General features: G+C 67.4%; 21 protein-coding genes. 17 read left to right on the top strand and 4 right to left on the bottom strand.

Translation table 11 applies throughout. The features are described 5' to 3' along the window. The first annotated feature begins 103 nt into the window (after nucleotides 1-103). From mltB to AC06E9_RS04335, 3 genes are all read left to right on the top strand, one after another. Nucleotides 104-1249 carry a lytic murein transglycosylase B gene (gene mltB, locus AC06E9_RS04345; protein WP_478050083.1) on the top strand — a complete coding sequence of 382 codons (1146 nt, stop codon included), beginning with the start codon at nucleotides 104-106 and terminating at the stop codon, nucleotides 1247-1249. Next, nucleotides 1246-2565, top strand: coding sequence for a septal ring lytic transglycosylase RlpA family protein (locus AC06E9_RS04340; protein WP_478055532.1), 1320 nt, complete (start codon nucleotides 1246-1248; stop codon nucleotides 2563-2565). Before mltB ends, AC06E9_RS04340 begins: the two co-directional genes overlap by 4 nt. Nucleotides 2566-2672: 107 nt before the next feature. Next, complete coding sequence (locus AC06E9_RS04335; protein ID WP_152152282.1) at nucleotides 2673-3890, top strand: D-alanyl-D-alanine carboxypeptidase family protein; 1218 nt, start codon at nucleotides 2673-2675, stop codon at nucleotides 3888-3890. 59 nt (nucleotides 3891-3949) lie between these two features. Here the strand turns inward: AC06E9_RS04335 and AC06E9_RS04330 are convergent, their stop codons facing one another. Beyond that, complete coding sequence (locus AC06E9_RS04330; protein WP_478055531.1) at nucleotides 3950-5014, bottom strand: lipid A deacylase LpxR family protein; 1065 nt, start codon at nucleotides 5012-5014, stop codon at nucleotides 3950-3952. A gap of 193 nt (nucleotides 5015-5207) precedes the next feature. Between AC06E9_RS04330 and AC06E9_RS04325 the strand changes: the two genes are divergently transcribed. The 7 genes from AC06E9_RS04325 (at nucleotide 5208) to gnd (ending at nucleotide 12594) form a co-directional block, all read left to right on the top strand. Next, nucleotides 5208-5486, top strand: coding sequence for a DUF493 family protein (locus tag AC06E9_RS04325; RefSeq protein WP_121041243.1), 279 nt, complete (start codon nucleotides 5208-5210; stop codon nucleotides 5484-5486). After that, nucleotides 5474-6181: a lipoyl(octanoyl) transferase LipB gene (gene lipB / locus AC06E9_RS04320; RefSeq protein WP_121039888.1), complete on the top strand. Its 708-nt coding sequence runs from the start codon at nucleotides 5474-5476 to the stop codon at nucleotides 6179-6181. The genes AC06E9_RS04325 and lipB overlap by 13 nt, the downstream gene beginning before the upstream one ends. A gap of 18 nt (nucleotides 6182-6199) precedes the next feature. Then, a complete protein-coding gene (gene lipA / locus AC06E9_RS04315) occupies nucleotides 6200-7213 on the top strand; it encodes a lipoyl synthase (protein ID WP_121039885.1) in 1014 nt (337 codons plus the stop codon). A gap of 238 nt (nucleotides 7214-7451) precedes the next feature. Then, complete coding sequence (locus AC06E9_RS04310) at nucleotides 7452-9629, top strand: carboxy terminal-processing peptidase (protein WP_121039882.1); 2178 nt, start codon at nucleotides 7452-7454, stop codon at nucleotides 9627-9629. Between the two features lie 129 nt (nucleotides 9630-9758). Beyond that, nucleotides 9759-10385, top strand: coding sequence for a DUF2242 domain-containing protein (locus tag AC06E9_RS04305; protein WP_478055530.1), 627 nt, complete (start codon nucleotides 9759-9761; stop codon nucleotides 10383-10385). A 22-nt stretch (nucleotides 10386-10407) separates the two neighbouring features. Further along, a complete protein-coding gene (locus AC06E9_RS04300; RefSeq protein ID WP_461770294.1) occupies nucleotides 10408-11688 on the top strand; it encodes a hypothetical protein in 1281 nt (426 codons plus the stop codon). Between the two features lie 3 nt (nucleotides 11689-11691). Then, a complete protein-coding gene (gene gnd / locus AC06E9_RS04295; RefSeq protein WP_478055528.1) occupies nucleotides 11692-12594 on the top strand; it encodes a phosphogluconate dehydrogenase (NAD(+)-dependent, decarboxylating) in 903 nt (300 codons plus the stop codon). Between the two features lie 85 nt (nucleotides 12595-12679). Here gnd and AC06E9_RS04290 read toward each other — a convergent pair whose 3' ends face one another. Further along, nucleotides 12680-13720, bottom strand: coding sequence for an oxidoreductase (locus tag AC06E9_RS04290; protein WP_282260551.1), 1041 nt, complete (start codon nucleotides 13718-13720; stop codon nucleotides 12680-12682). 170 nt (nucleotides 13721-13890) lie between these two features. Here AC06E9_RS04290 and AC06E9_RS04285 point away from each other — a divergent pair, with 170 nt between their 5' ends. The 4 genes from AC06E9_RS04285 (at nucleotide 13891) to AC06E9_RS04270 (ending at nucleotide 18224) form a co-directional block, all read left to right on the top strand. Further along, nucleotides 13891-14265: a BON domain-containing protein gene (locus AC06E9_RS04285; RefSeq protein WP_121039870.1), complete on the top strand. Its 375-nt coding sequence runs from the start codon at nucleotides 13891-13893 to the stop codon at nucleotides 14263-14265. Nucleotides 14266-14447: 182 nt separating this feature from the next. Then, a complete protein-coding gene (locus AC06E9_RS04280) occupies nucleotides 14448-16268 on the top strand; it encodes a sensor histidine kinase (protein WP_121039867.1) in 1821 nt (606 codons plus the stop codon). Beyond that, entirely contained in the window at nucleotides 16265-16705 is a 441-nt protein-coding gene (locus AC06E9_RS04275; protein ID WP_478055527.1) for a response regulator, read from the top strand. The genes AC06E9_RS04280 and AC06E9_RS04275 overlap by 4 nt, the downstream gene beginning before the upstream one ends. Before the next feature lie 4 nt (nucleotides 16706-16709). Beyond that, a complete protein-coding gene (locus tag AC06E9_RS04270; RefSeq protein ID WP_461770292.1) occupies nucleotides 16710-18224 on the top strand; it encodes an ATP-binding response regulator in 1515 nt (504 codons plus the stop codon). On the opposite strand, the gene AC06E9_RS04265 is transcribed toward AC06E9_RS04270, so the two are convergent. Beyond that, on the bottom strand, nucleotides 18225-18959 hold the full coding sequence (locus tag AC06E9_RS04265) for a proteasome-type protease (RefSeq protein WP_121039858.1): 735 nt from the start codon (nucleotides 18957-18959) through the stop codon (nucleotides 18225-18227). A gap of 84 nt (nucleotides 18960-19043) precedes the next feature. On the opposite strand from AC06E9_RS04265, the gene folK reads away from it, so the two are divergent. Continuing rightward, nucleotides 19044-19535, top strand: a complete 492-nt coding sequence (folK, locus tag AC06E9_RS04260; protein ID WP_121039855.1) for a 2-amino-4-hydroxy-6-hydroxymethyldihydropteridine diphosphokinase — start codon at nucleotides 19044-19046, stop codon at nucleotides 19533-19535. A gap of 102 nt (nucleotides 19536-19637) precedes the next feature. On the opposite strand, the gene AC06E9_RS04255 is transcribed toward folK, so the two are convergent. Beyond that, complete coding sequence (locus AC06E9_RS04255; RefSeq protein WP_121039852.1) at nucleotides 19638-20375, bottom strand: pteridine reductase; 738 nt, start codon at nucleotides 20373-20375, stop codon at nucleotides 19638-19640. A 56-nt stretch (nucleotides 20376-20431) separates the two neighbouring features. Here AC06E9_RS04255 and AC06E9_RS04250 point away from each other — a divergent pair, with 56 nt between their 5' ends. Together AC06E9_RS04250 and AC06E9_RS04245 are read left to right on the top strand one after the other, a co-directional pair. Next, nucleotides 20432-21616, top strand: coding sequence for a class I SAM-dependent methyltransferase (locus AC06E9_RS04250; protein WP_461770291.1), 1185 nt, complete (start codon nucleotides 20432-20434; stop codon nucleotides 21614-21616). A gap of 1 nt (nucleotide 21617) precedes the next feature. After that, nucleotides 21618-22007, top strand: a complete 390-nt coding sequence (locus tag AC06E9_RS04245) for a VanZ family protein (RefSeq protein WP_152152268.1) — start codon at nucleotides 21618-21620, stop codon at nucleotides 22005-22007. Nucleotides 22008-22063 lie beyond the last annotated feature (56 nt).

The following is a 22063-nucleotide window of genomic DNA, read 5'->3' as shown; positions in this document are numbered from 1 at the left end:
CTCTCTACACGCGGGCTTAACGGTCGCGAAGAAACTCAGGCAATCCGTTGAGATTCATGGTCTTAGGGGTTTTAATTCATCCATGACCTGCTAACCTGCCGCGATGATTCGACGCTCCCTGGCCTGCATGCTCACGCTCGGTTTGGTCGCTTGTGCGACCCAGCCGCAGACTCCTTCACCGACGCCGCAGGCCTCGGGTGTCCCGGTTACGCCGGCGGCCGGCAGCAAGGGGCCCGCCGAAGCCGCCCCCGAAGCCGCCGGTGCCAATGCCGCCCCGGTCGATCTGACCCCGGTGCCCTTCGAGGTGGCCCGCGCCAACTTCGTGCGTGACACCGCCGCCCGCTACGGGATTCCCGCCGCGCAGATCCAGGCAACCCTGGCCCAGGCGCAGATCCGTGATCCGATCATCGCCGCGATGTCGCGCCCGGCCGAGCGGGTCAAACCGTGGAACGAATACCGGCCGATGTTCATCAGCCAGGCGCGGATCGAGGGGGGGAAGAAATTCCTCGCCCAGCACCGCGAAGAGCTGATGCGCGTGCAGCAGCGCACCGGCGTGCCGGCCGAAGTGATCGTGGCGATCATCGGCGTGGAAACCAGCTACGGCGGCAATACCGGTAATTACCGTGTGCTCGATGCGCTGTACACGCTGGCCTTCAAGTACCCGCGCAGCGGCGATCCGGCCAAGCTGGAGCGCGAAGTGCGCCGTGAGCTGTTCTTCCGCGACGAGTTGGCGCGCCTGTTCGCGCTGACCCGCGACGAGAAGCTCGACATCACTGCGATCAAGGGCAGCTACGCCGGCGCGATGGGCATGGGCCAGTTCATGCCGTCCAGCTATCTGGACTATGCGGTGGATGGCAACGGCGATGGCCGTCGCGATCTGTTCAACAGCTACGACGACGTCTTCTCCTCGATCGCCAATTACTTCGTCAAGAAGGGCGGTTGGGTGCGCGGTGGCCCGGTTGCCGTGCCGGCCAGGCTGCAGGCCGGTCGTGAAGAATTCAATCCGACCGAATGGGCGCCGACCTGGACCTTGTCCCAGTTGGCCCAGCGCGGTTACCAGCCCAGCGTCCCGGTCGCGGCCGGCTTGACCGCGACCCCGATCACGCTGGAAGGCAGCACCGGCAAGCAGTACTGGCTGGGCTTCCAGAATTACTACGCCATTACCCGCTACAACCTCTCGAAAATGTACGCGATGGCCGTGTACCAGTTGTCCCAGGCCATCGCCGGACAGGAGTTGCCGCCGGCATGAACACGATCGCACGCTCCAGATGGCTGATCCCGGGTCTGTTGATACTGGCACTGGCCGCCTGCAGCAGTGCGCCGAAGAAACCGGGTGGCAGCACCGCCAGCAGCAGCAAACCGTCCGGCGCGGTGGTGCAGGGCAAGGGCGGACGCCCGGCGCATTGTCCTGACGGGTCGCCCTACAAGGCGGCCGCGGAAGATCCGAGCACGCGCGGTGACTACCGCGCCGGCGGCCTGTACAAGCCCGGCGTGAATGACAGCACCCCCACCTACATCCCGAACGTGGCCTGCATCCCCGAGCCGGACGTGGTCGATCTGCCGCGCTCGCCGATCGGCAACAAATCGCCGTATGTGGTGCTGGGCAAGCAATACCAGGTGATGGACAAGACCCGCGGCTATGCCGAGAAGGGCACCGCCTCGTACTACGGCGCCAAGTTCCACGGCCGCCTGACCTCCAACCGCGAGGTGTACGACATGTACGCCTTCACCGCCGCGCACAAGACGCTGCCGCTGCCGAGCTTCGCCCGGGTCACCAACCTGGACAACGGCGAATCGGTGATCGTGCGGGTCAACGATCGCGGCCCGTTCCACGATGGCCGCGTGGTCGACCTCAGTTATGCCGCCGCCGTGCGCCTGGGCATCACCCAGCGGGGCACCGGCAACGTTGAAGTACGCGCGCTGGCCCCGGGGGATGACAACCTGCTGGCCGACAAGCCCAGCCGCCGCGAGCGCCGCGAGGTCGCCGCCGCTGCGGCAGCCGCCACCACGGCCAGCGCTGCCGCGGCACGCCGCGCCAGCGACATGGATGCCCTGGTCGGCAAGCTGCCGGCCGCCACGCCCACGGCCGCCGCCGCCAAGCCGGACGGCGAGCAGTACCGCTACCGCGTGGCCGACTCGGCCAAGCCGGGCAACGCCGACAACTTCGATCACTGGATGCGCGACAACGGCGTGCGCGTGGCGACCGGCAAGCCTGCCACCACCCAGGCCGCCAGCGTCAACAGCGCCCCGGTCGCGGTGGCCGCCTTGCCCGCCGCCGCACCTGCAGCGCGCCCGGCACCGGCGCCCAGTGCGACGCTCTCCCAGCAGGTGCTCGGCAGCGTGCTGCTGCAGGTCGCCAGCTTCGCCAGCCGCGACAACGCCACCCGCGCGCTTGGCCAGTTGTCCTCGGCGGGTATCGCCGGGGCCAGCATCAGTGACATCGTCAGTGGCGGGCGCACCCTGTGGCGCCTGCGCGTGCCGGCCCCCGACCACGCCAGTGCCTCGGAACTTGCCGGCCGGATTGCCGGTCTGGGCTTCGGGGCGCCGCAGATCGTGAAGGACTGAGCCTTCCGCTGCCCGCGGCACGCCAGCGCGTGCCGCCGCTCCTTGGGCCTACAATGCCCGTTATCCCTCATCCACCCCTTGGCGCCCCTCCAGGAGCTTGCTGTCCGATGAAATTCCGCTTTGCCGCCGCTGCCATGGCCACGACCCTGTTCGTGGGCATGGTTTCCGCCCAGACCCCCTTGCCGACCCCGGCACCGGCGCCTGCTCCCGCCGCCGCCGCACCGGCCACCGTGGCCACGCCGCCGGCTCCGAAGCCCAGCGTCTCCAAGGCCTGGATCCTGATGGATTACGCCACCGGGCAGGTCCTGGCCGGTGAAAACGTGCACGAACAACTGGCCCCGGCCAGCATCACCAAGGTGATGACCTCGTATGTCGTGGCCGCCGAGGTCAAGAACGGCAAGGTCCGTACCGACGACCAGGTGATGATGAGCGAACGCGCCTGGCGCGAGGGCGGCGCCGGCACCGACGGCAGCTACAGCGGCTTCCCGGTCAACCAGACCGCGCGCCTGGAAGACATGGAAAAGGGCATGGCGATCCAGTCCGGCAACGATGCCGCGATCGCCCTGGCCGAACACGTGGCCGGCAGCGAAGAGGCCTTCGCCTCGCTGATGAACAGCTATGCCGCCAAGATCGGCATGAAGGATTCCCATTTCGTCAACGCCCATGGCCTGAGCGCCCCGGGCCACCACACCACCGCCTACGACCTGGCGCTGCTGGGTCGCGCGATGGTGCGTGACTACCCGGAAACCTACGCCTACAACAAGGTGAAGGAATTCACCGTCGGCAACATCACCCAGCCCAACCGCAACCTGCTGCTGTGGCGCGACCAGAGCGTGGACGGCATCAAGACCGGCCATACCTCCGAAGCCGGCTACTGCCTGATGAGCTCGGCTCAGCGCGGCGACCAGCGTCTCGTGGCGGTGGTCCTCGGTGGCGGCTCGGAAAAGCAGCGCGCCGATGACAGCCTGGCGCTGCTCAACTGGGGCTTCCGCTTCTTCGAAACCCACCGCATGTACGAGCCGGGCAAGGTCGTGGCCGAGCACAAGGTGTGGAAGGGCAAGACCGCCACGCTGCAGCTGGGCGTGGCCCAGCCGATGCTGGTCAGCGTCCCGCGTGGCCGCTACAACGATCTCAAGCCGAGCATCGATGTGCCCAAGACCCTCGAAGCCCCGTTCACCGCCGGCCAGCAGGTCGGTACCCTGAAGGTGATGCTGGACAACCAGGTCGTCGCCCAGGCCCCGCTGGTGGCCGTGGCCGCCGTGGAAGAAGCCGGCTTCTTCAAGCGCCTGTGGGACAGCTTCTGGATGTGGTGGGAATCGGAGTAATCCGATTCGACCGCACTAAGAAAAAAGACCGGCGAAAGCCGGTCTTTTCATTTCTGGCGTTACAGCGACCGGCTGATCGTGAAGCTGCCGAACACCGGCGCCTCGCGCTGCCCATCGAACTCGCGCGTGCTGTGGTAGCGCGCCAGCGCGAACTTCCAGCGCCCACGCATCACCGCCAGCCCGTACCCGGCCTGGCCGACCACATGCCGCTTGTCGACACTGTGGCTGTTGCGGAACGTATTGCCGTCCAGCGTGATATCGCGGATCACCCAGGCCGCATCCGTGGTCCCGAACAGATGCCACGACCACCCGCTCGGCTTGCCGCCGCGCGTCGGCGCCGTGTTCTCACCGGCGGGGCGCAGCGGGGTACTGCCGAAATCGTCCGGCAGCTTCCAGCCGAAGCGCACCTCGCCACCGGCGTTGACGTGCGTGGCCAGGTTGCCCACCGCGCCGCCGTAATGGCTGATCGCATCCCAGCCCCAGCCGCCCAGGTTCTCGCTGGCATCGGCCGGCCAACGTCGCATCCGCTCATGCGTCAGCATGAACACCGGTTCGTTGTGCAGCTGGTTGTCCCAGCCCTGGAACTTCTCGTCGCCCAGCAGCTCGTGCACCGCGTTCTGCACCTCCTCGCCGAGCGCCCACGGCCCCACCATGCCCACCGCCAGCTGCGTCGTCTGCAGGCGGTCGCCGCGGCGCGCGTTGTACCCGAAGCTGGCGATCAGCACGCCCGCATACGGGCGATCGTCCTCGATCAGGTCCTTACGGGTGAAATCGGTGGGGGTGAAGATGCCCTGGGCCAGGCTGAAGATCATGTTCTGCTGCTCGTACTGGCCCGGGTGCAGCCGCTCCAGGTGGCTGTTGACCCAGCGCGCCAGGCGCGGCAGACAGGGGTCGTCGGTGTAATCCACCAGATTCGGCGACACGAAGGTGATCTGGGCCCCGTTGGTATAGCCCTGATCCTGGTCCTTGCCACCGAACAGGTCGTTGTCAACGCGGACATTGATCTGCGGCGGGTGCTCGCGCATCGCATCGGGCCCGCATTGGGGGGCGGCGTGGGCAGCAGGCGCGGCCAGGGCCAGGACACCGGCGAGTGCGGCCGGTAGCGCAAAAGGCTTGAAGGACATGGGATACCAGACAGGGATTTATGCTTTCTTAAGCCGATACAGCGTAGTCAGAGCGTGATGTCGTGAACAGCGCTGCGCACGCACTGCTGCGTATCAGTGGCGATACGGGCCTTTTCACGTGCCGTTCGGTACCGCTGTGCGCACGATCAAGCAGCGCTTGGGTTCGGGCGCGGGCATCCCCATAATCCCGGTCATGGAGATCAAGTCTGACAACCCCGACCACGGCTTCCAGTTCCCCGGCCAGTTCGAACTCAGCGCCATGGGCGCGGCCGGCAACGACCTGGAACGCGAACTGCCACGCCTGCTCGAGCTCGCCGGGCTGGAAGTACTGACCGAACGGGTCAGCTGGAAACACTCGTCCAACGGCAAGTACGTGTCCGTGCGACTGGTGTTCAAGGCCGACAACCGCGAACAGTACGATGCCGCCCACAACGCGCTGCGCGACCACCCGGAAGTGAAGTGGACGCTGTAGCCAGCTGCGCCACTGCCGCGGCCCCGGGCGACCGGGCGCCGCAACCGGCCATCGTGCGTGACCTCGGCCGCCAGCCCTACGCCCCGGTCTGGCACGCCATGCAGCGCTTCACCGATGCCCGCACCGATGCCACCCGCGATGAACTGTGGGTGGTCGAGCACGACCCGGTGTTCACCCTGGGCCAGGCCGGCAAGGACGAGCACGTGCTCGCCCCCGGCGATATTCCGGTTCTTCATGTCGACCGCGGCGGCCAGGTGACCTACCACGGCCCCGGCCAACTGGTGATCTATCCGCTGCTGCAGCTGCGGCGGCTGGGAATCGGCGTGCGCGACTACGTGTGCCGCATCGAACAGGCCATCATCGACACCCTGGGCGACTGGAACATCGGCGCCGAGCGCCTGGAGGGCGCGCCCGGGGTCTACGTGGGCGGGGCCAAGGTGGCCGCGCTCGGCATCCGCGTCCGCCGCGGCTGCACCTTCCATGGCCTGTCCTTCAATGTGGCCATGGACCTGGAACCGTTCCGCCGGATCAACCCCTGTGGCTATCAAGGGCTGCAGGTGACCTCGGTGGTAGACTTGGGGGGACCGTCCGGCATGGCGGCCGTCACGCCGGTGCTGCTGGGCCATCTGGCCCGCCAGTTCGGCCTGGACCTCGAGCCGGCCGCTGAACTACCCGATTTGACTGACGCGGCGTGAACGCCGCCGACCAAGGCCATGACTGAAACCACCGCTCGCCTCATTCCCCTGCAGGTTGTGCAGGGCGACACGCCGTCCGCCGCCCCGTTGCAGACGGGCGTCAAACAGATCGGCGGTGACAAGATCGGCCGCTCGCCGGTGCAGTTCGCCGACGTGCCGGTGCTGCGCAAGCCGTCGTGGATCCGCGTGCGGATTCCCTCCGGCAACGCCGTGCAGAACCTCAAGGCCAAGCTGCGTGAGAACCGCCTGGTCACGGTCTGCGAGGAAGCCAGCTGCCCCAACATCCACGAGTGCTTCAGCCACGGCACCGCGACCTTCATGATCCTCGGTGAGGTCTGCACCCGCCGTTGCTCGTTCTGCGACGTCGCCCACGGCCGGCCCAAGCCGCCGGACGCCAATGAACCGGCCAGCCTGTCCCAGACCGTGGCCGACATGGGCCTGAAGTATGTGGTGGTGACCAGCGTGGATCGCGATGACCTCCGCGACGGCGGTGCCCAGCACTTCGCCGACTGCATCGGTGCCATCCGTGCCAAGTCGCCCAAGACCAAGATCGAAGTGCTGACCCCGGACTTCCGCGGCAAGGGCCGCATGGAGCGCGCGCTGGAGATCCTGGCGACCAACCCGCCGGATGTGTTCAACCACAACATCGAAACCGTGCCGGATCTGTACCGCAATGTGCGCCCGGGCGCGGACTACCAGTGGTCCCTGACCCTGCTCAAGAAGTTCAAGGCCCAGCACCCGGAGATCGCCACCAAGTCCGGCATCATGCTCGGCCTCGGCGAGACCCTGGAGCAGGTGCAGGCCACGCTGCGCGACCTGCGCGAGCACGACGTGGACATGATCACGATCGGCCAGTACCTGCAGCCGACCGCACATCACCACCCGGTGCTGCGTTACTGGACCCCCGAGGAGTACAAGGCGCTGGAGGAGTACGGCAATGCGCTGGGCTTCAGCCACGTCGCCTCCGGGCCGATGGTGCGCTCGTCCTACCACGCCGACCGCCAGGCGGCCGACGCCGGCGTCGCCGGTTGATCCAGCGGGCCCTTCGGGGCCCGTTCTGCCAATCCCTCCCGTCTTTCCCCGGCCGCGGCCCTGAACCGCGGATGGCCGCAGGCCTGTGCCTGCCCGCCGTTCTGCCCGGTATTCACAAATTTCTCCAACGGCCTCGGTAGGCTGAAGGCCCCGGTGACAAACGCGGCAACTTTCGGCACTGTCGTGGTGTCTGTAATGCACGCAGTCTCTCCCTTGGCAAGGTGCCACGAGCTAGTCCATGAAATTCAAAGCCCCCGCATTCCTGATGGCCCTGGCGCTCACCGCGCCGATGGCACTGGCCGCCTACGCCGATTCGCCCGCGCTGCCCTCGGCGGCCACGGCCGACCAGGTGACCACCTCCAAGCTGGTCTACGGACTGCTTTCGGACAGCCGATACGCCTACCGGCCGCGTGCACTCGATGCCGCGACCTCCAAGGACGTCTTCAAGCGCTACCTGGAGTCGCTCGACAGCAGCAAGCAGTTCTTCACCCAGGCCGACATCACCCGCTTCGCCCCGTTCGAGGCCAACATCGCCACCGCCATCCGCGGCGGCGAGCTGGAGCCGGCGTTCCAGGTATTCGCGGTCTACAAGCAGCGCGTCGGTGAGCGTGTCGGCTATGCGCGCAAGCTGCTCAAGACGGATTTCGATTTCAGCACCGATGAGAAGTTCGAGTACGACCGCAAGGACGTGCCGTGGGCCGCGAGCAGCGCCGAGCTGGACGATCTGTGGCGCAAGTCGGTCAAGAACGATTGGCTGCGCCTGAAGCTGGCCGGCAAGCAGCCGGCCGAGATCCGCAAGACGCTGGACAAGCGTTACGCCACGCTGGAAAAGTCGGTCAATGAGCTCAAGGGCGAGGACGTGTTCCAGTTCTTCCTCAACGCCTACACCAGCGCGGTGGACCCGCACACCGATTACTTCACTCCGCGCACCGCCGAGAACTTCAACCAGGCGATGTCGCTGTCGCTGGAAGGCATCGGCGCGCAGCTGCAGCGCCAGGACGACATGGTGGTGATCCGCGAGGTCATCGCCGGTGGTCCGGCCGCCGTCAACGGCACGTTGAAGCCGGGCGACCGCATCGTCGGCGTGGGCCAGGGCAAGTCCGGTCCGCTGGAAGACGTGATCGGCTGGCGCATCGATGATGTGGTGGCCAAGATCCGCGGCAAGAGCGATACCCAGGTCCGCCTGGAGTTCATTCCGGCCGAAGAGGGCGTCGACGGCAAGCACCACACCCTGGTGCTGACCCGCCAGAAGGTGCGTCTGGCCGAACAGGCCGCCAAGGGCGAGACCCTGACCATCCCGGCCAAGGATGGGGAGCCCGAGCGCAAGGTGGGCGTGATCAAGCTGCCGACCTTCTACCAGGATTTCGAAGGCCGCCGCCGCAACGCCGCCGACTACGCCTCTGCGACCCGCGACGTGGCCAAGCTGCTGGCCGGCTTCAAGGCCGACAAACTCGATGGCGTGGTGCTGGACCTGCGCAACAACGGCGGTGGTTCGCTGGATGAAGCGATCGAACTGACCGGTCTGTTCATCGAACAGGGCCCGGTGGTCCAGGTGCGCGAGTCCGGTGGCCGCGTCACCGTCAACAGCGACCGCAGCGAAGTGGTGGCGTGGGACGGCCCGCTGGCCGTGCTGATCAACCGTGGCTCGGCCTCGGCCTCGGAAATCTTCGCCGGCGCCATCCAGGATTACGGCCGTGGCCTGGTGATCGGTGAGACCACCTTCGGCAAGGGCACCGTGCAGAACATCGTCGACCTCGACCGTTGGCCGAGTGGCGAGACCCAGCGCTTCGGCCAGGTCAAGCTGACCATTGCCCAGTTCTTCCGCGTCAGCGGCAGCAGCACCCAGCACAAGGGTGTGGTGCCCGATCTGGCCTTCCCGGCCAGCGTGGACGCCAGCGAGTACGGCGAAAGCACCTACGACAACGCGCTGCCGTGGACCCGCATCGCCGCCGTGCCGCACACCCAGTACGGCAACTTCGGCCCGCTGCTGCCCAAGCTGGAAAGCCGCCACGACACGCGCATCGCTGCCGACAAGGAATTCCAGTGGTGGAACGAGGATGTCGAGCAGTTCCGCGCCGAGAAGGCCAAGAAGTACATCTCGCTCAACGAGGCCGAGCGCCGCGCCGAGCGTGAGAAGCAGGACAAGCAGCGCACCGACCGCCAGGCCATCCGCAAGGAACTGGGTCTGGATCTGGATCCGCTGGCCGATGACAGCAATGACGACGGCCTGACCGGCAACGAGCGCGACATCGTCAAGGATGCCGCCCGTGAGAAGGCGGCCGAAAAGCGTCCGGATCCGCTGCTGCGCGAGTCGGCCGCGATCCTGGCCGATGCGGTCAACCTGCTGGAAGCCGACCGCCCGCTGTCGGCCCAGGTGCTGCCGCAGTCGACCGGTGTGGGCCGCTGGGCGGACTGACCGCCACGGCTGCCGCAGCTGAACCGGTGACAACTCCACAGGCCGCCCTTCGGGGCGGCCTGTGCGTATCCACCTCCTGCCAACGTGCACAGGTCTATCCTTGGAGGCTGGATTTCCGCAGGAGCGGCCATGCGCTTTCGTCGTGTACGTTCGATCCCGCTGCTGGCGGGGCTCGCCGCTTTGACCGCCTGTGGCGGCCGCGCCGCTGACAGCACGCTGATCCGGGAGTCCTTCGACTCCGGCGATACCTATTCGCGCACCGTGCCCGGCCCGCCTGCCCAGGCCTGCGAGGCCGCACGCCGTACCCTGCTCAGCCAGGGCTACGCGATCGCCCGCGCCGGCGATGACGCAGTGGAGGGCAACAAGAACTTCCAGCCCAAGGATGAAGAGCACGAGCAACTGGTGCTGCGCATTTCCTGTGCGCCGCGCGGTGACCAGGCGCTGGTATTCGTCAGTGCCGTGCAGGACCGCTACGCGCTCAAGAAGAGCCCGACCTCGGCCAGCGTCGGCGTGGGCGCGCTGGGCTCGGTGTCGCTGCCGTTCGGCAGCAATGACGACTCGCTGGTGAAAGTGGCCAGCAGCACCGTGCAGGACGCCACCTTCTACCGCCGCTTCTTCGAGCGCCTGCAGCAGTACTTGCCGGCCGCGGCCGTGCCCGAGCCCACGCCGGCCGCGGCGCCCGCGACAGCCCCGGCTGCGGCGGTGGAGGCCTCGCCTGCCACGGTGGTGAGCGATACCCCGGCCTCCCTGCGCTGAGCGGGCGGCGGTGCGGCAGGTCATGGCAACAGGATCGCGGCGCTGGCGCCGCCATGCGCTTGCGGTCCTGCTGGGGCTGATCCCGGCGGGCAGCGCGTGGAGCGCGTCGTCCTGTGCGCAGGGCGTGCTCGAGGAGCTTGGCTGGCAGATCGCTGCAGCCGACATCGACGCCCCCAAGGTGCACGGTGGTCCGGTCTGCGAACGTGCCGATCTGCGCCAGGCCCAGAGCGCCGGCGACCTGCGTGTGCAGCTGCCGCGCCAGTGGTCGGCGGACCAGCGGCAGGCCTGGCTGCCCACGTTGTTCGATGACCCGGCCACGGTCTGCGCGTACGCCTTCCAGCTTGGCGCCGCTACCCGCCGCGCCACCACCGCGCTGCAGGACAACGACGGCTTCCGCTTCTCGGCACTGCAGCTGGGCTGGATCGGCTTCGGTGCCGGCGGCGCGCAGGCCAAGGGCTGGGAGCGCTTCCGCAGCTTCGGTCGCGGCTATCAGCCGGCCGAGGCCAACAGCGCGGCACTGCAGACCTTCTACGAGGGTCGCGTGCGTGCCGAGTGCGGGGTCGGCCGCCAGGTCGCGCAACTGGCGACCCAGCGCGAGCTGTACGGCGATGCCGCGTTCGATCGCGAGTTCTCGGCCGATGAGCTCTCCATCGGCACCTTCCTGACCCTGCACGAGACCGACAGCATCCTGCTCGGCCGGCATGCCGGGGAGTTCCTGGCCGATGGCAAGGCGAAGAAGACCGCCCTGCGCGGGCGGCAGGCCTTCGTCGGCACGCCCGGCTTCATCGAGCACGTGTTCGAGCGGAAGTACCTGGACGACATCAACAACCAGGCCGAGAACTTCGTGGTGGTCGATGTCAGTGATGCGGCGGCACGCGCGCTGCGCGAGCACGAGGGCTTTGCCTACTACGACCGGATCAACCGGCGCATCTGGGCGCTGGCCCAGCGCATGCCGGGCCCGGGACCGCGCCGGTTCGAGCGGCTGCTGATCGAGCGCGATCCGATCTGGCGGCGCGAGGTACCGGCCGAGCAGCAACCGTTGCTGAAGGAACTGGATGCCTTGCTGGACGATCCGTTCTACCAGGGGTTCCTGATTTACGTGCATCCTCGGGGTATACGTCCTATCGGGTACCACATCGCACGCCTGCTCGATCGCAATCCGCGTACACCGTTCGCGATCGAACTGGGGCTGCACAACCTGCATACCACGTTGTATCGGCGCTGGATCGACGCACGCCTTCGCCAGTGCGATGCCCCGCCGCCAGCGTTCCTGCAAGACAACACGACAACTGAGCAAAGGTGATTCATGGATATTGCAATGATCGGGCTGGGCCGCATGGGCGCGAACATGGCCGAGCGGCTGCACCGGGGCGGCCACCACGTGATCGGCGTCGATCCGGGTGAGGCCGCCCGCAGCGCGGCGGCCGCGCGTGGGTTCCAGGTCAGTGCCTCGATCGCCGAGACGCTCGCCGCGCTGCCGGTCCCGCGCGCGGTATGGCTGATGGTGCCGGCCGGCGTGGTCGACCAGACCCTGGCGTCACTCTCGCCGCATCTGTCCGAAGGCGATGTGGTGATCGACGGCGGCAACTCGTACTACAAGGATTCCATGCGCCGCAGCGAACAGTTGCAGGGCGAGGAGGTGACCTATATCGACTGCGGCACCAGCGGCGGCGTGTGGGGCCTGCAGGAGGGCTACAGCCTGATGATCGGCGGTGACACGGCGGCGGTCGAACGGATCGGGGCGATCTTCCGCACGCTGGCGCCGGGCGAGGACCGTGGCTGGGCGCATGTGGGGCCGAGCGGGGCAGGGCACTTCTGCAAGATGGTCCACAACGGCATCGAGTACGGGATGATGCAGGCCTATGCGGAAGGCTTCGCGTTGATGCAGCACAAGACCGAGTTCAACCTTGATCTGGCGCAGGTGGCCAAGGCCTGGCAGCACGGCAGCGTGGTGCGTTCGTGGCTGCTCGATCTCAGTGCCGACGCACTGGGCCGCAACCCGCAGCTGGACGGCATCGCACCGTATGTCGAAGACTCCGGCGAAGGCCGTTGGACCGTCGCCGAGGCGATCGATCTGGATGTGCCGGCCCCGGTGATCACGCTGTCACTGCTCGAACGCCTGCGCTCGCGCGAGAAGAACTCCTTCAGCGACCGCCTGCTGGCGGCAATGCGCAACGAGTTCGGCGGTCACGCGATCAAGACCACGTAAGACCCATCGATGCGGGCCGGCCGAACCCCATCGTCCGGCCCGCATCCACGCATGGCGGGGATCTGCGTGGGCGGGCGTGGCCGACTCAAAGGGTCACCCGCCGCCCGCTGCGTGCACTCTCTGCGCCCGCCTCCAGCAGGCGCATCAGCTGCAGCGCCTGCGCAGTGCTGACCGGCGCTTCGCCCACGCCCAGCATCGCATCGCGGAAGGCCGCATAGAACGCCCGGTAATCGCCGGGCACGTTGTCCACGGTGCTGCGCCGGGTGTGCCCGTCGGCATCGATCCGCACCAGGTGACCGTGCTGCGGATCCAGTCCCCAGCCCGGGGCGCCCGGGGCAATGCCGCGCCGCAGCTGATCTTCCTGCACGTCCAGCCCGTCCTTCAGATAGCTGCCGGCATCGCCATGCACGATGAAGCGCGGGCCGGAGGCGGCCACCAGCGAGCCGGCATGCAGGATCGCGCGATGCCGGGGGTAATGCAGTACCGCATGGAAGTAGTCGTTGCCCAGCGCGTGCTCGCGCTGCGCCATCAGGTCCACACTGATCGCGCCGGGCCCGCCGAACAGCTGCAGCATCTGGTCCAGCAGGTGCGGCCCCAGATCCATCCACAGCCCGCTGCCGGGCGCATCGCTTTCGCGCCAGCGTTCGCGCACCTGTGGGCGGAAGCGGTCGAAGTGGGAATGGCATTCGGCGACGCGGCCGATACTGCCGTTGTCGATCACCTGCTTGAGCGTGAGGAAGTCGGCATCGTGGCGGCGGTTCTGGAACACCGTCACCACCCGGTCGGCGTCGTGCGCGGCCTGCACCACCGATTCGGCCTCCGCCACGGACAGTGCGAACGGTTTGTCCACCAGCACATGTTTGCCGGCCGCCAGTGCGGCGCGCGCCAGCGGGGCATGCGCATCGTTGGGCGTGGCGATCACCACCGCATCCACCGCCGGGTCATCGAACACCGCCTGCGGGTCATTGCAGATGCGCACATCGGTGAAGCTGCGCAGCAGGCGATCCCGCTGCGAGCTGACGATGCTGTGCAGTGCAAGCCCTGGCGTATGCAGGATCAACGGCGCATGGAACACGCTGCCCGCCAGCCCGTAGCCGATCAAGGCGACCTGAAGTGTGGCGGCCATGGTGCGCTCCAACATAACGGGGCAGGACAGCGTAACGGCTGCGCGCGCGCGGCGGAAATCTGAACGATCGGGCGCCAACCTGAGTGGTTCACGGCAACGTTATGCGGCGCCCACGTCCCGTCCACGGCCGTGCACGGACACTGGCTGCACATCCGCAAAGGAATTCGAACATGACCAACACGACCCGTAATCTGCTTGCTGCTTCGCTGGCCCTGGGCATGGTGCTGGGCACCTCGACTGCCATGGCCAAGGATCCGCCGAAGACCACCGATCATGCCGCGATGACCCATGCCGACAAGCACGATTCGGCCGAGCCGGTCACCGACAGCTGGATCACCACCAAGGTCAAGACCGACCTGCTGACCAGCAAGAACGTCCCGGGTACCGAAGTGAAGGTGGAGACCGTCAATGGCGTCGTCACCCTGACCGGTACCGTGGCCAGCCAGGCCGAGCATGACAAGGCCGTACGCGTGACCCAGCAGATCAAGGGCGTCAAGCGCGTCGATGCTGCCAACCTGAAGGTGGCTGCGACCGCCGCACGCTGAGCCCCACCGCTACATCGCTGAACAGGGCGCGCCTTCGGGCGCGCTTTTTTTTGGCAGGCCGCCTGCCCCGTATTCACAAAGGGGTGGAGTATATTCAACGCTTCGCCATTGCCGATGGGGCTGCGCGGGCCGGCGCTGCCGCCTGGGCCGGGTCGTCGATGGCATCGAGCTGACGAGGGACTATGGCGCTGGTGTTCAGTGATCAAATCTGGGACCGCTGGCGTCTGCCGGCCTTGGCCCTGGCGGCGGTAGCCATCATCGTGGTGCCGTGGCTCACCCTGCGCAAGCTGGCCAATGACAACATCGATGCGATGAACTGGGTCACCCATACCCAGGATGTCGGGGTGGCGGTCTACCAGCTCCAGGCCGATGTCCGCGATGTCGAATCCGCGGCGTTGACGATGTCCAAGGGCATCGATGCCCCCGGCCTGCGTGAGCGGCTGGCCCAGGCCGACGACATTCCCGGGCGGCTGGCGCGGTTGGCGGAGCTGACCCGCGACAATCCCGATCAGCTGGTCCGGATCGGTCGCATCCAGTCCATGCTCGAGCGCCGGATGGAACTGGCCAAACAGTTGGCCCGTTCCTCGCCCGATGCCGATCAGCGCCAGCTGGTGGCCGACCTGACCACGCGCTACCCGATCCGCAGCCTGGTGGAAGAACTGCAGGCCACCGAGGAGCAGCTGCTCAAGCAGCGCTCCTCGCTGTTTGCCGCACAGCAGCGCCAGGGTGAGTTCGTGTCCTGGTCGGCGCTGGTGGTGCAGTTGCTGTTGCTCGGCCTGGTGCTGTGGCTGTTGCAGCGGCAGATCCGCCACCGCCTCTCTGCCGAACGTGCCTCGCTGCGCGCGGCCGAGCGCGCGGCCTCGGTGCTGCATACCGTGCGCGAGCCGATCGTGCTGCTCGACCGCAGCCTGCGGGTACAGATGCACAACCCCGCGTTCGCCGAACTGTATGGGCTGGACGAGGAGGCCTCGCCCGAAGGACTGCCGCTGGACAGCATCGGCGACGGTGCCTGGGCCGATGCGGTGGTCCGCCAGCGCCTGACCGATGTGCTGCTGCGCGGCCGCGAGCTGTGGGACTACGAGCACGAACAGCGCACCGCCGATGACGTGGTCCGCATCATGCTGATCAACGCGCGGCGCATGCCGTTGCCGGACAAGGATGACGAAGTGGTGCTGATGACGGTCAGCGATGTCACCGTCCAGCGCGCCGTGCAGCTGCGGGTGGAAGAGCTCAACCGCCAGCTGGAAGGGAAGGTCGAGCAGGTCTCCGAGGTCAACCGCGAACTGGAAGCATTCAGCTACTCCGTCTCGCACGATCTGCGCGCGCCGCTGCGTCACGTGGCCGGCTTCTCGGACAAGTTGACCCGTCACCTGGGCGAGGGCGCGGACGAAAAGTCCCTGCATTACCTGGGCGTGATTTCCAATTCGGCCAAGCGCATGGCCGCGTTGATCGACGACCTGCTGGTCTATTCGCGCCTGGGCCGGGCGGCGATGCGGCTGCAGGCCGTGGACATGCAGTCGCTGGTGGCCGACACCCGCGCCATGCTCGATGCCAACCAGCAGAGCGAGTCGGAGAGCAGCGGGGTGCCGCACCATATCGACTGGAAGATCGCGCCGCTGCCGATCATTGTTTCCGATGAAAACATGATGCGGCAGGTCTGGCTGAATCTGCTCGGCAACGCGATCAAGTATTCTTCCAACCGCGAGCCGGCCCGGATCGAGGTCGACTACAAACTGCAGCCGGACGGCAGCCATCTGTTCACCGTGCGCGACAACGGCGCCGGCTTCGACATGGCTTACGCCGGCAAGCTGTTCGGGGTGTTCCAACGGCTGCACAAGGCCAGTGACTACCCCGGCACGGGCATCGGCCTGGCCAGTGTCCGCCGGGTGCTGACCCGCCACGGGGGCCGCATCTGGGCCGAGTCGGTGGTCGATCAGGGCGCCACGTTCCATTTCGTTCTTCCACCCGCGCTCGACGCAATCAACAAGGGCTCCGCCGCATGACCGCTCTCCGTACCATCCTCCTTGCCGAGGACAGCCCCGCCGACGCCGAGATGGCCATCGACGCATTGAAGGAGGCCCGCCTGGCCAACCCGATCGTGCACGTCGAAGACGGCGTGGAAGCGATGGATTACCTGTTGCGCCGTGGTGCCTTCGCCAACCGCGACGAAGGCCTGCCGGCCGTGCTGCTGCTGGATATCAAGATGCCGCGCATGGATGGCCTGGAAGTGCTCAAGGAAATCCGCAACACCGAGGAGCTCAAGCGGCTGCCGGTGGTGATCCTGTCATCCTCGCGCGAGGAAAGCGATCTGGCGCGCAGCTGGGACATGGGCGTGAACGCCTACGTGGTCAAGCCGGTGGACGTGGACCAGTTCTTCCGCGCGGTGCAGACCCTGGGCAAGTTCTGGGGTTTGATCAACCAGGCACCGGAGGTCGAGTAAGACCATGCCGCTGACCGGCCCTGCGTTGGGTGCCCTGCGGATCCTGCTGATCGAGGATTCGCCGGAAGACGCCGAACTGATGTGCGAGCAGATGCTCGACGCTGGCCTGGAGGCCAGCTTCGAGCGGGTCGAGAGCGCGCAGGAACTGCGTGAGGCGCTCGAGCGCGCCGCGCCGGACATCGTGCTGTCCGACCTGAGCATGCCCGGCTTTTCCGGCAATGAAGCGCTGCAGATCGTGCGCGCCGCGTTGCCCGAGGTGCCCTTCATCTTCGTGTCCGGCACGATGGGTGAGGAAAACGCGGTGGCCGCCCTGCACCAGGGGGCCAACGATTACATCATCAAGCACCAGCCGGCGCGCCTGCCCTCGGCGGTGGCGCGTGCCGTGCGCGAAGCGCGCAGCGCGATCGACCGTCAGCGGGTGGAAGCCGAGCTGATGCGCGCGCAGCGTCTGGAAAGCCTGTCGCTGCTGGCAGCCGGCCTGAGCCACGACCTGCGCAACATCCTGCAGCCGCTGCTGATCATGCCGGACCTGATGAAGGCACGCACCGACGATCCGCAGCTGCACCATCTGGCCGACATCATCGCCGAGTGTGGCCGGCGCGGGCATGAGATGGCCGAATCGATGCTGTCCTTCGTGCGCGGTTCGCGCAACAGCAGCGAACGCATCTGCCTGGTCCACCTGTTCGAAGGGGTCGAGCTGCTGCTGCGCAGCAACCTGCCCGCCAAGGTCACCCTGCACCTGGAGGTGGCCGACGGCCTGGCGGTGGATGCCAACTACACCGAGCTGCAGCAGGTCCTGCTCAACCTTGCGTTGAATGCCATCCAAGCCATGCCGGACGGCGGCCGGTTGACCCTGCGCGCGGCATCCGCCGCCGATACGCATGGCGAGGACTGGTTGCGGATCTCGGTGACCGATGAAGGCATCGGCATGGATGCCGATACCCTGTCGCATCTGTTCAATCCCTTCTTCACCACCAAGGCCACCGGCACCGGCCTGGGCCTGATTTCGTGCAAGCGCATCATTGAAGGCGCACACGGCAGCATCCACGTCGACAGCCAGCCGGGTGTCGGCACCCGCTTCGATCTGTTGCTGCCGATGCGCGAGATCGCCGACACCGCCGCTACGGTCGATGGGCCGATCGCCGCCGGTACCGGCCAGTCCATCCTGGTCGTGGACGGTGAGGCGACGCGGCTGTCGCTGCTGGGCAACGCGTTGTCCAGCCAGGGCTATCACCTGCAGCTGGCCTCCGATGGTGCGGCCGCGCTGCGCTGGATGCAGCAGGAGAGCATGCCGGCACTGGTGATCGCCGATGCCGGTTCCAAGCTGCTCTCGGCCAGCCACCTGCTGGGCGAGATGGCTACGTTGGGCTATCGCGGGCCGGCGCTGGTGCTGGAAGAAGCCGAGGTGACCGTGCCGCTGGCAGTGTTCCCGCCGGGCATCAATGTGCACGTGCTGCGCAAGCCGCTGGAAATGCAGCAGGTGTTCCGTTCGGTCGCCGAGGCGCTGGAAACCGCCTGATCAGGCCTCCCAGGGGAACCGGGGGAGGCTGGCCACGGCCTGTTCGAGCTTGAAGGACCAGTTGCCGTGGATTTCCGCGTACAGCGGGCTGTCGCCGGCCAGGCGCATGCGCTGGGTGATGCGCAGGTCATCCTTGCGGATCAGCACCAGATCCACCGGCAGCCCGACCGACAGGTTGGAGCGGATGGTGGAATCCAGCGAGACGATGGCGGTGCGCGCAGCGTCTTCCAGCCGCGTCTGCGGGCGCAGGATGCGGTCGAGGATCGGCTTGCCGTACTTGGACTCGCCGATCTGCAGGAACGGGGTTTCCGGCGAGGCCGCGATCGCATTGCCGAGCGGATAGATCATGTACAGCCCCGGATGCTCGCCGCCGATCTGGCCCCCCAGGATCAGCGTGGCCTGGGTCACGATGCCATCCTGGCCCGCCTCATGCGTGCTGGATTTGACCTGGCTGTCGAGCAGCACCCGGCCCACGTACTCGGCCACCTCGAACAGATGCCGGTAGGCGCGCAGGTTTTCCGGGCGCTGTTCCTCCACATCACGGCGCAGCCGTGAGATCAGCAGCTGGGTGGTCGCCAGGTTGCCCGCGGCCATGATGACGAAGGCGGCTTCCCCGGCAAACTCGAACTCGTGCAGCTTGCGGTGCACGCGCACGTCGTCCAGCGACGCGTTGGTGCGGGTGTCGGCGGCGAAGACCAGGCCTTCGTCCACCTCGATGCCGACGCAATAGGTCATGTCGGTGTCCTATGATGTGCACCCCGATTCTATGCGCTGGGCATGTTGCCCCCGTGTGGAATCGCCCCACGTACGCTGAATACCATGACCACTGCGCTCCTGAGCCTGGGCAGCAACCTGCAGCCGCAACAGCACCTTCACGCCGCGGTGGAGGCGCTGCGCGCGCGTTTCGGCGCGATCGCGGTATCGCCGGCCTACCGCACTGCCGCGGTCGGCTTCGACGGCCCGGACTTCCTCAACAACGCCGTGGCGATCGAGACCGAGCTGCCGTTGCAGACGCTGGATGACTGGCTGCACGCGCTGGAAGATGCCCACGGCCGCGACCGCAGCGGCCCGCGCTTCAGCGATCGCACCCTGGATATCGATGTGGTGTTCTACGGCGACCTGATCGTGGAAGGCCCCGGCCACCTGCGCATCCCGCGCCCGGAGCTCAGGCACGCCTTCGTGCTCAAGCCGCTGGCCGACATCGCCCCGGACTTCCGCGATCCGGTCAGCGGGCTGACCCTGGAGGCGCTGTGGCGCGCGCATCGGCAGTTCGGCGAGCCGTTCGACACGATGGACCTGCTGCCCGGCTGATCGATGCACCGGGGGGTGCCGGCTGCTGGCCGGCACTGCGCCCACGCTCGGTTCATGCGGAGCCGGCCAGCGGCCGGCACTACCGGGCGGGGCAATCGGCGTTTACGACAACGTCCGCCCGCCATCCACGCGCAGCGTGTGCCCGGTGACGAACGCGGCCTCGGTGGCCAGCCAGTACACCGCCTCGGCGATCTCCTCCACCGTGCCGGTGCGGGCCAGCGGCGTGCGCGCCAGCAGCGCCTGCCGGGCGAAATCGTCCTTGCCCTGTTCCGGCCACAGGATGGCCCCAGGGGCGACCGCGTTGACCCGTATCTTGGGCGCCAGCTCCAGCGCCAGTGAGCGGGTGACCATTTCCAGGGCTGCCTTGGCGGCCGCGTACACCGGGTGGTCGCGCATCGGCTGGGTGCCGTGCAGATCGGTCAGGTTGACGATGCTGCCCTGCTGGCGGCGCAGGTGCGGCGCGGCGGCCTGGGCCAGCAGCAGCGGAGCGCGCGCATTGACCGCGAACAGGTCGTCCCACTGCGCGGCGGTGATCTGGCCGAGCAGGGTGGGGTAGAAGTTGGAGGCGTTGTTGACCAGCGTGTCCAGCCGGCCGAACTGGGCCACGGTCTGGTCGATCAGGTCGGGCAGGGCATCGGCATCGCGCAGATCCGCCTGCAGGGCCAGCACGCTGCCCGGCCGCAGCATGTCCATGTCGAAGGCCATCTGCTGCAGCTCGGTGGTGGAGGTGTGGGCATGCAGCACCACCGACCAGCCACAGGCGTGGAACTGGCGGGCGATGGCCGCGCCGATCCGGCGCGCGCTGCCGGTGATCAGCGCCACGGGCGCGGTATCGGTCATCGGGGGTACTCCCTGCTCAGGCTATGCTGTGCATTGTCACCGCAATCGCCCGCGCCATGCATTCCCCACTGCCCACCCCCGAATCCGACGCCCTGGCCCACAGCGACGAGCTGGCTGCGGCGCTGCGTGCTGAAATCCTCGCCAACGGCGGCGCGATGCCGTTCTCCCGTTTCATGGAGCTGAGCCTGTATACCCCCGGTTGGGGCTATTACAGCGCCGGCGCGAGCAAGTTCGGTGCCGCCGGCGATTTCACCACCTCGCCGGAGATCGGCGCACTGTTCGCCGCGACCCTGGCCAATGCGATCGCCCCGATAATGCAGCAGCTCGGCCCGGAAGCGCGTTTCATGGAAGTCGGTGGCGGCAGCGGCGCGTTCGCCGAAGTGCTGCTCAAGCGCATGTTGGAACTGGATGCACTGCCTGAACGCTACGCGATCCTGGAGCCCAGCGCGGACCTGCGCGAGCGCCAGCGCGAGCGCCTGGAAATGGCGCTGATCCCGCCGGTGTTCGCCCTGGTGGAATGGCTGGACCGCCCGTTCGATGACGACTGGGACGGCATGGTGTTTGCCAATGAAGTGATCGATGCCTTGCCGACGCCGCGCTTCCTCGCGCGCGATGGCATGGTCTACGAGGAAACCGTCGAGCTGGATGCGCAGGGCGCCTTCGTGCGCGGCGCGCAGCCGGCCGATGCGATGCTCACCGCGGCGGTGCGGCATGTGGAGCACTACCGTCAGAAGCCCTTCGCCGATGGGTACCGTTCCGAACTGCTGCCGCAGCTGCCGTACTGGATCCAGGCGATCGCCGGCGGCCTGAGGCGCGGCGCGATGCTGTTCGTCGATTACGGCTACCCGCGCAACGAGTATTACCAGGACGACCGCGACGACGGCACGGTGCGCGCGTTCTATCGCCACCACGTGCACAACGATCTGTACCGCTGGCCGGGCCTGCAGGACCTGACCGCCTCGGTGGATTTCACCGCGTTGGCCGAGTCGGGCACCGGGGCCGGATTCGAACTGGCCGGTTACTGCACGCAGGCCAGTTTCCTGCTCGGGAACGGGCTGGATACGCTGCTGGAGAAAGCCGACGCGCGCACCGACGAGATCGGCCGCGTACGCCTGCGCGATCAGGTGAAAAAGCTGACGCTGCCGACCGAGATGGGCGAGCGCTTCCAGGTGATGGGCTTCCAGCGCGATGTCGATTTCGAACCCGCCTTCGAACTCGGCGATCTGACCTGGCGTCTGTAAGGTGGCGGCGACACCCGTGCTTAAACCGCTGCGCTGGCCACGGTTCTGGCTGGCGCTGTGGTGGCTGGCGGTGCTGGGCACGATCGTGGTCTGCCTGATCCCGCCGCCGCCGATCCCGTTGCCGGAAAACAGCGACAAGGTCGAGCACTTCCTCGCGTATTTTCTACTGGCCGCATCCGCCGTGCAGATCTACCAGCGTCGCGCGGCCCTGGTCTGGGCCGCGCTCGGCCTGGTCACGCTGGGCATCGGCATCGAGTTCGCCCAGGGCGCCTTGACCGTCAACCGCATGGCCGACCCGATGGACGCGCTGGCCAACAGCGTCGGCGTGCTCGCCGGCACGGCGATCGTGTTCACCCCGTTGCGCGATCTGCTGGTGCGCCTGCGCGGTTGATGCGTGTGACGCCGGCGACCCATGACAGGGAGTGCCGGCCGCTGGCCGGCACCTTG

It is taken from the genome of Stenotrophomonas sp. Steno-Z10-BAI (assembly GCF_056393115.1).
The sequence above is the reverse complement of the archived record's forward strand: the minus strand, read 5'-3'. Positions and strand labels throughout refer to the sequence as shown.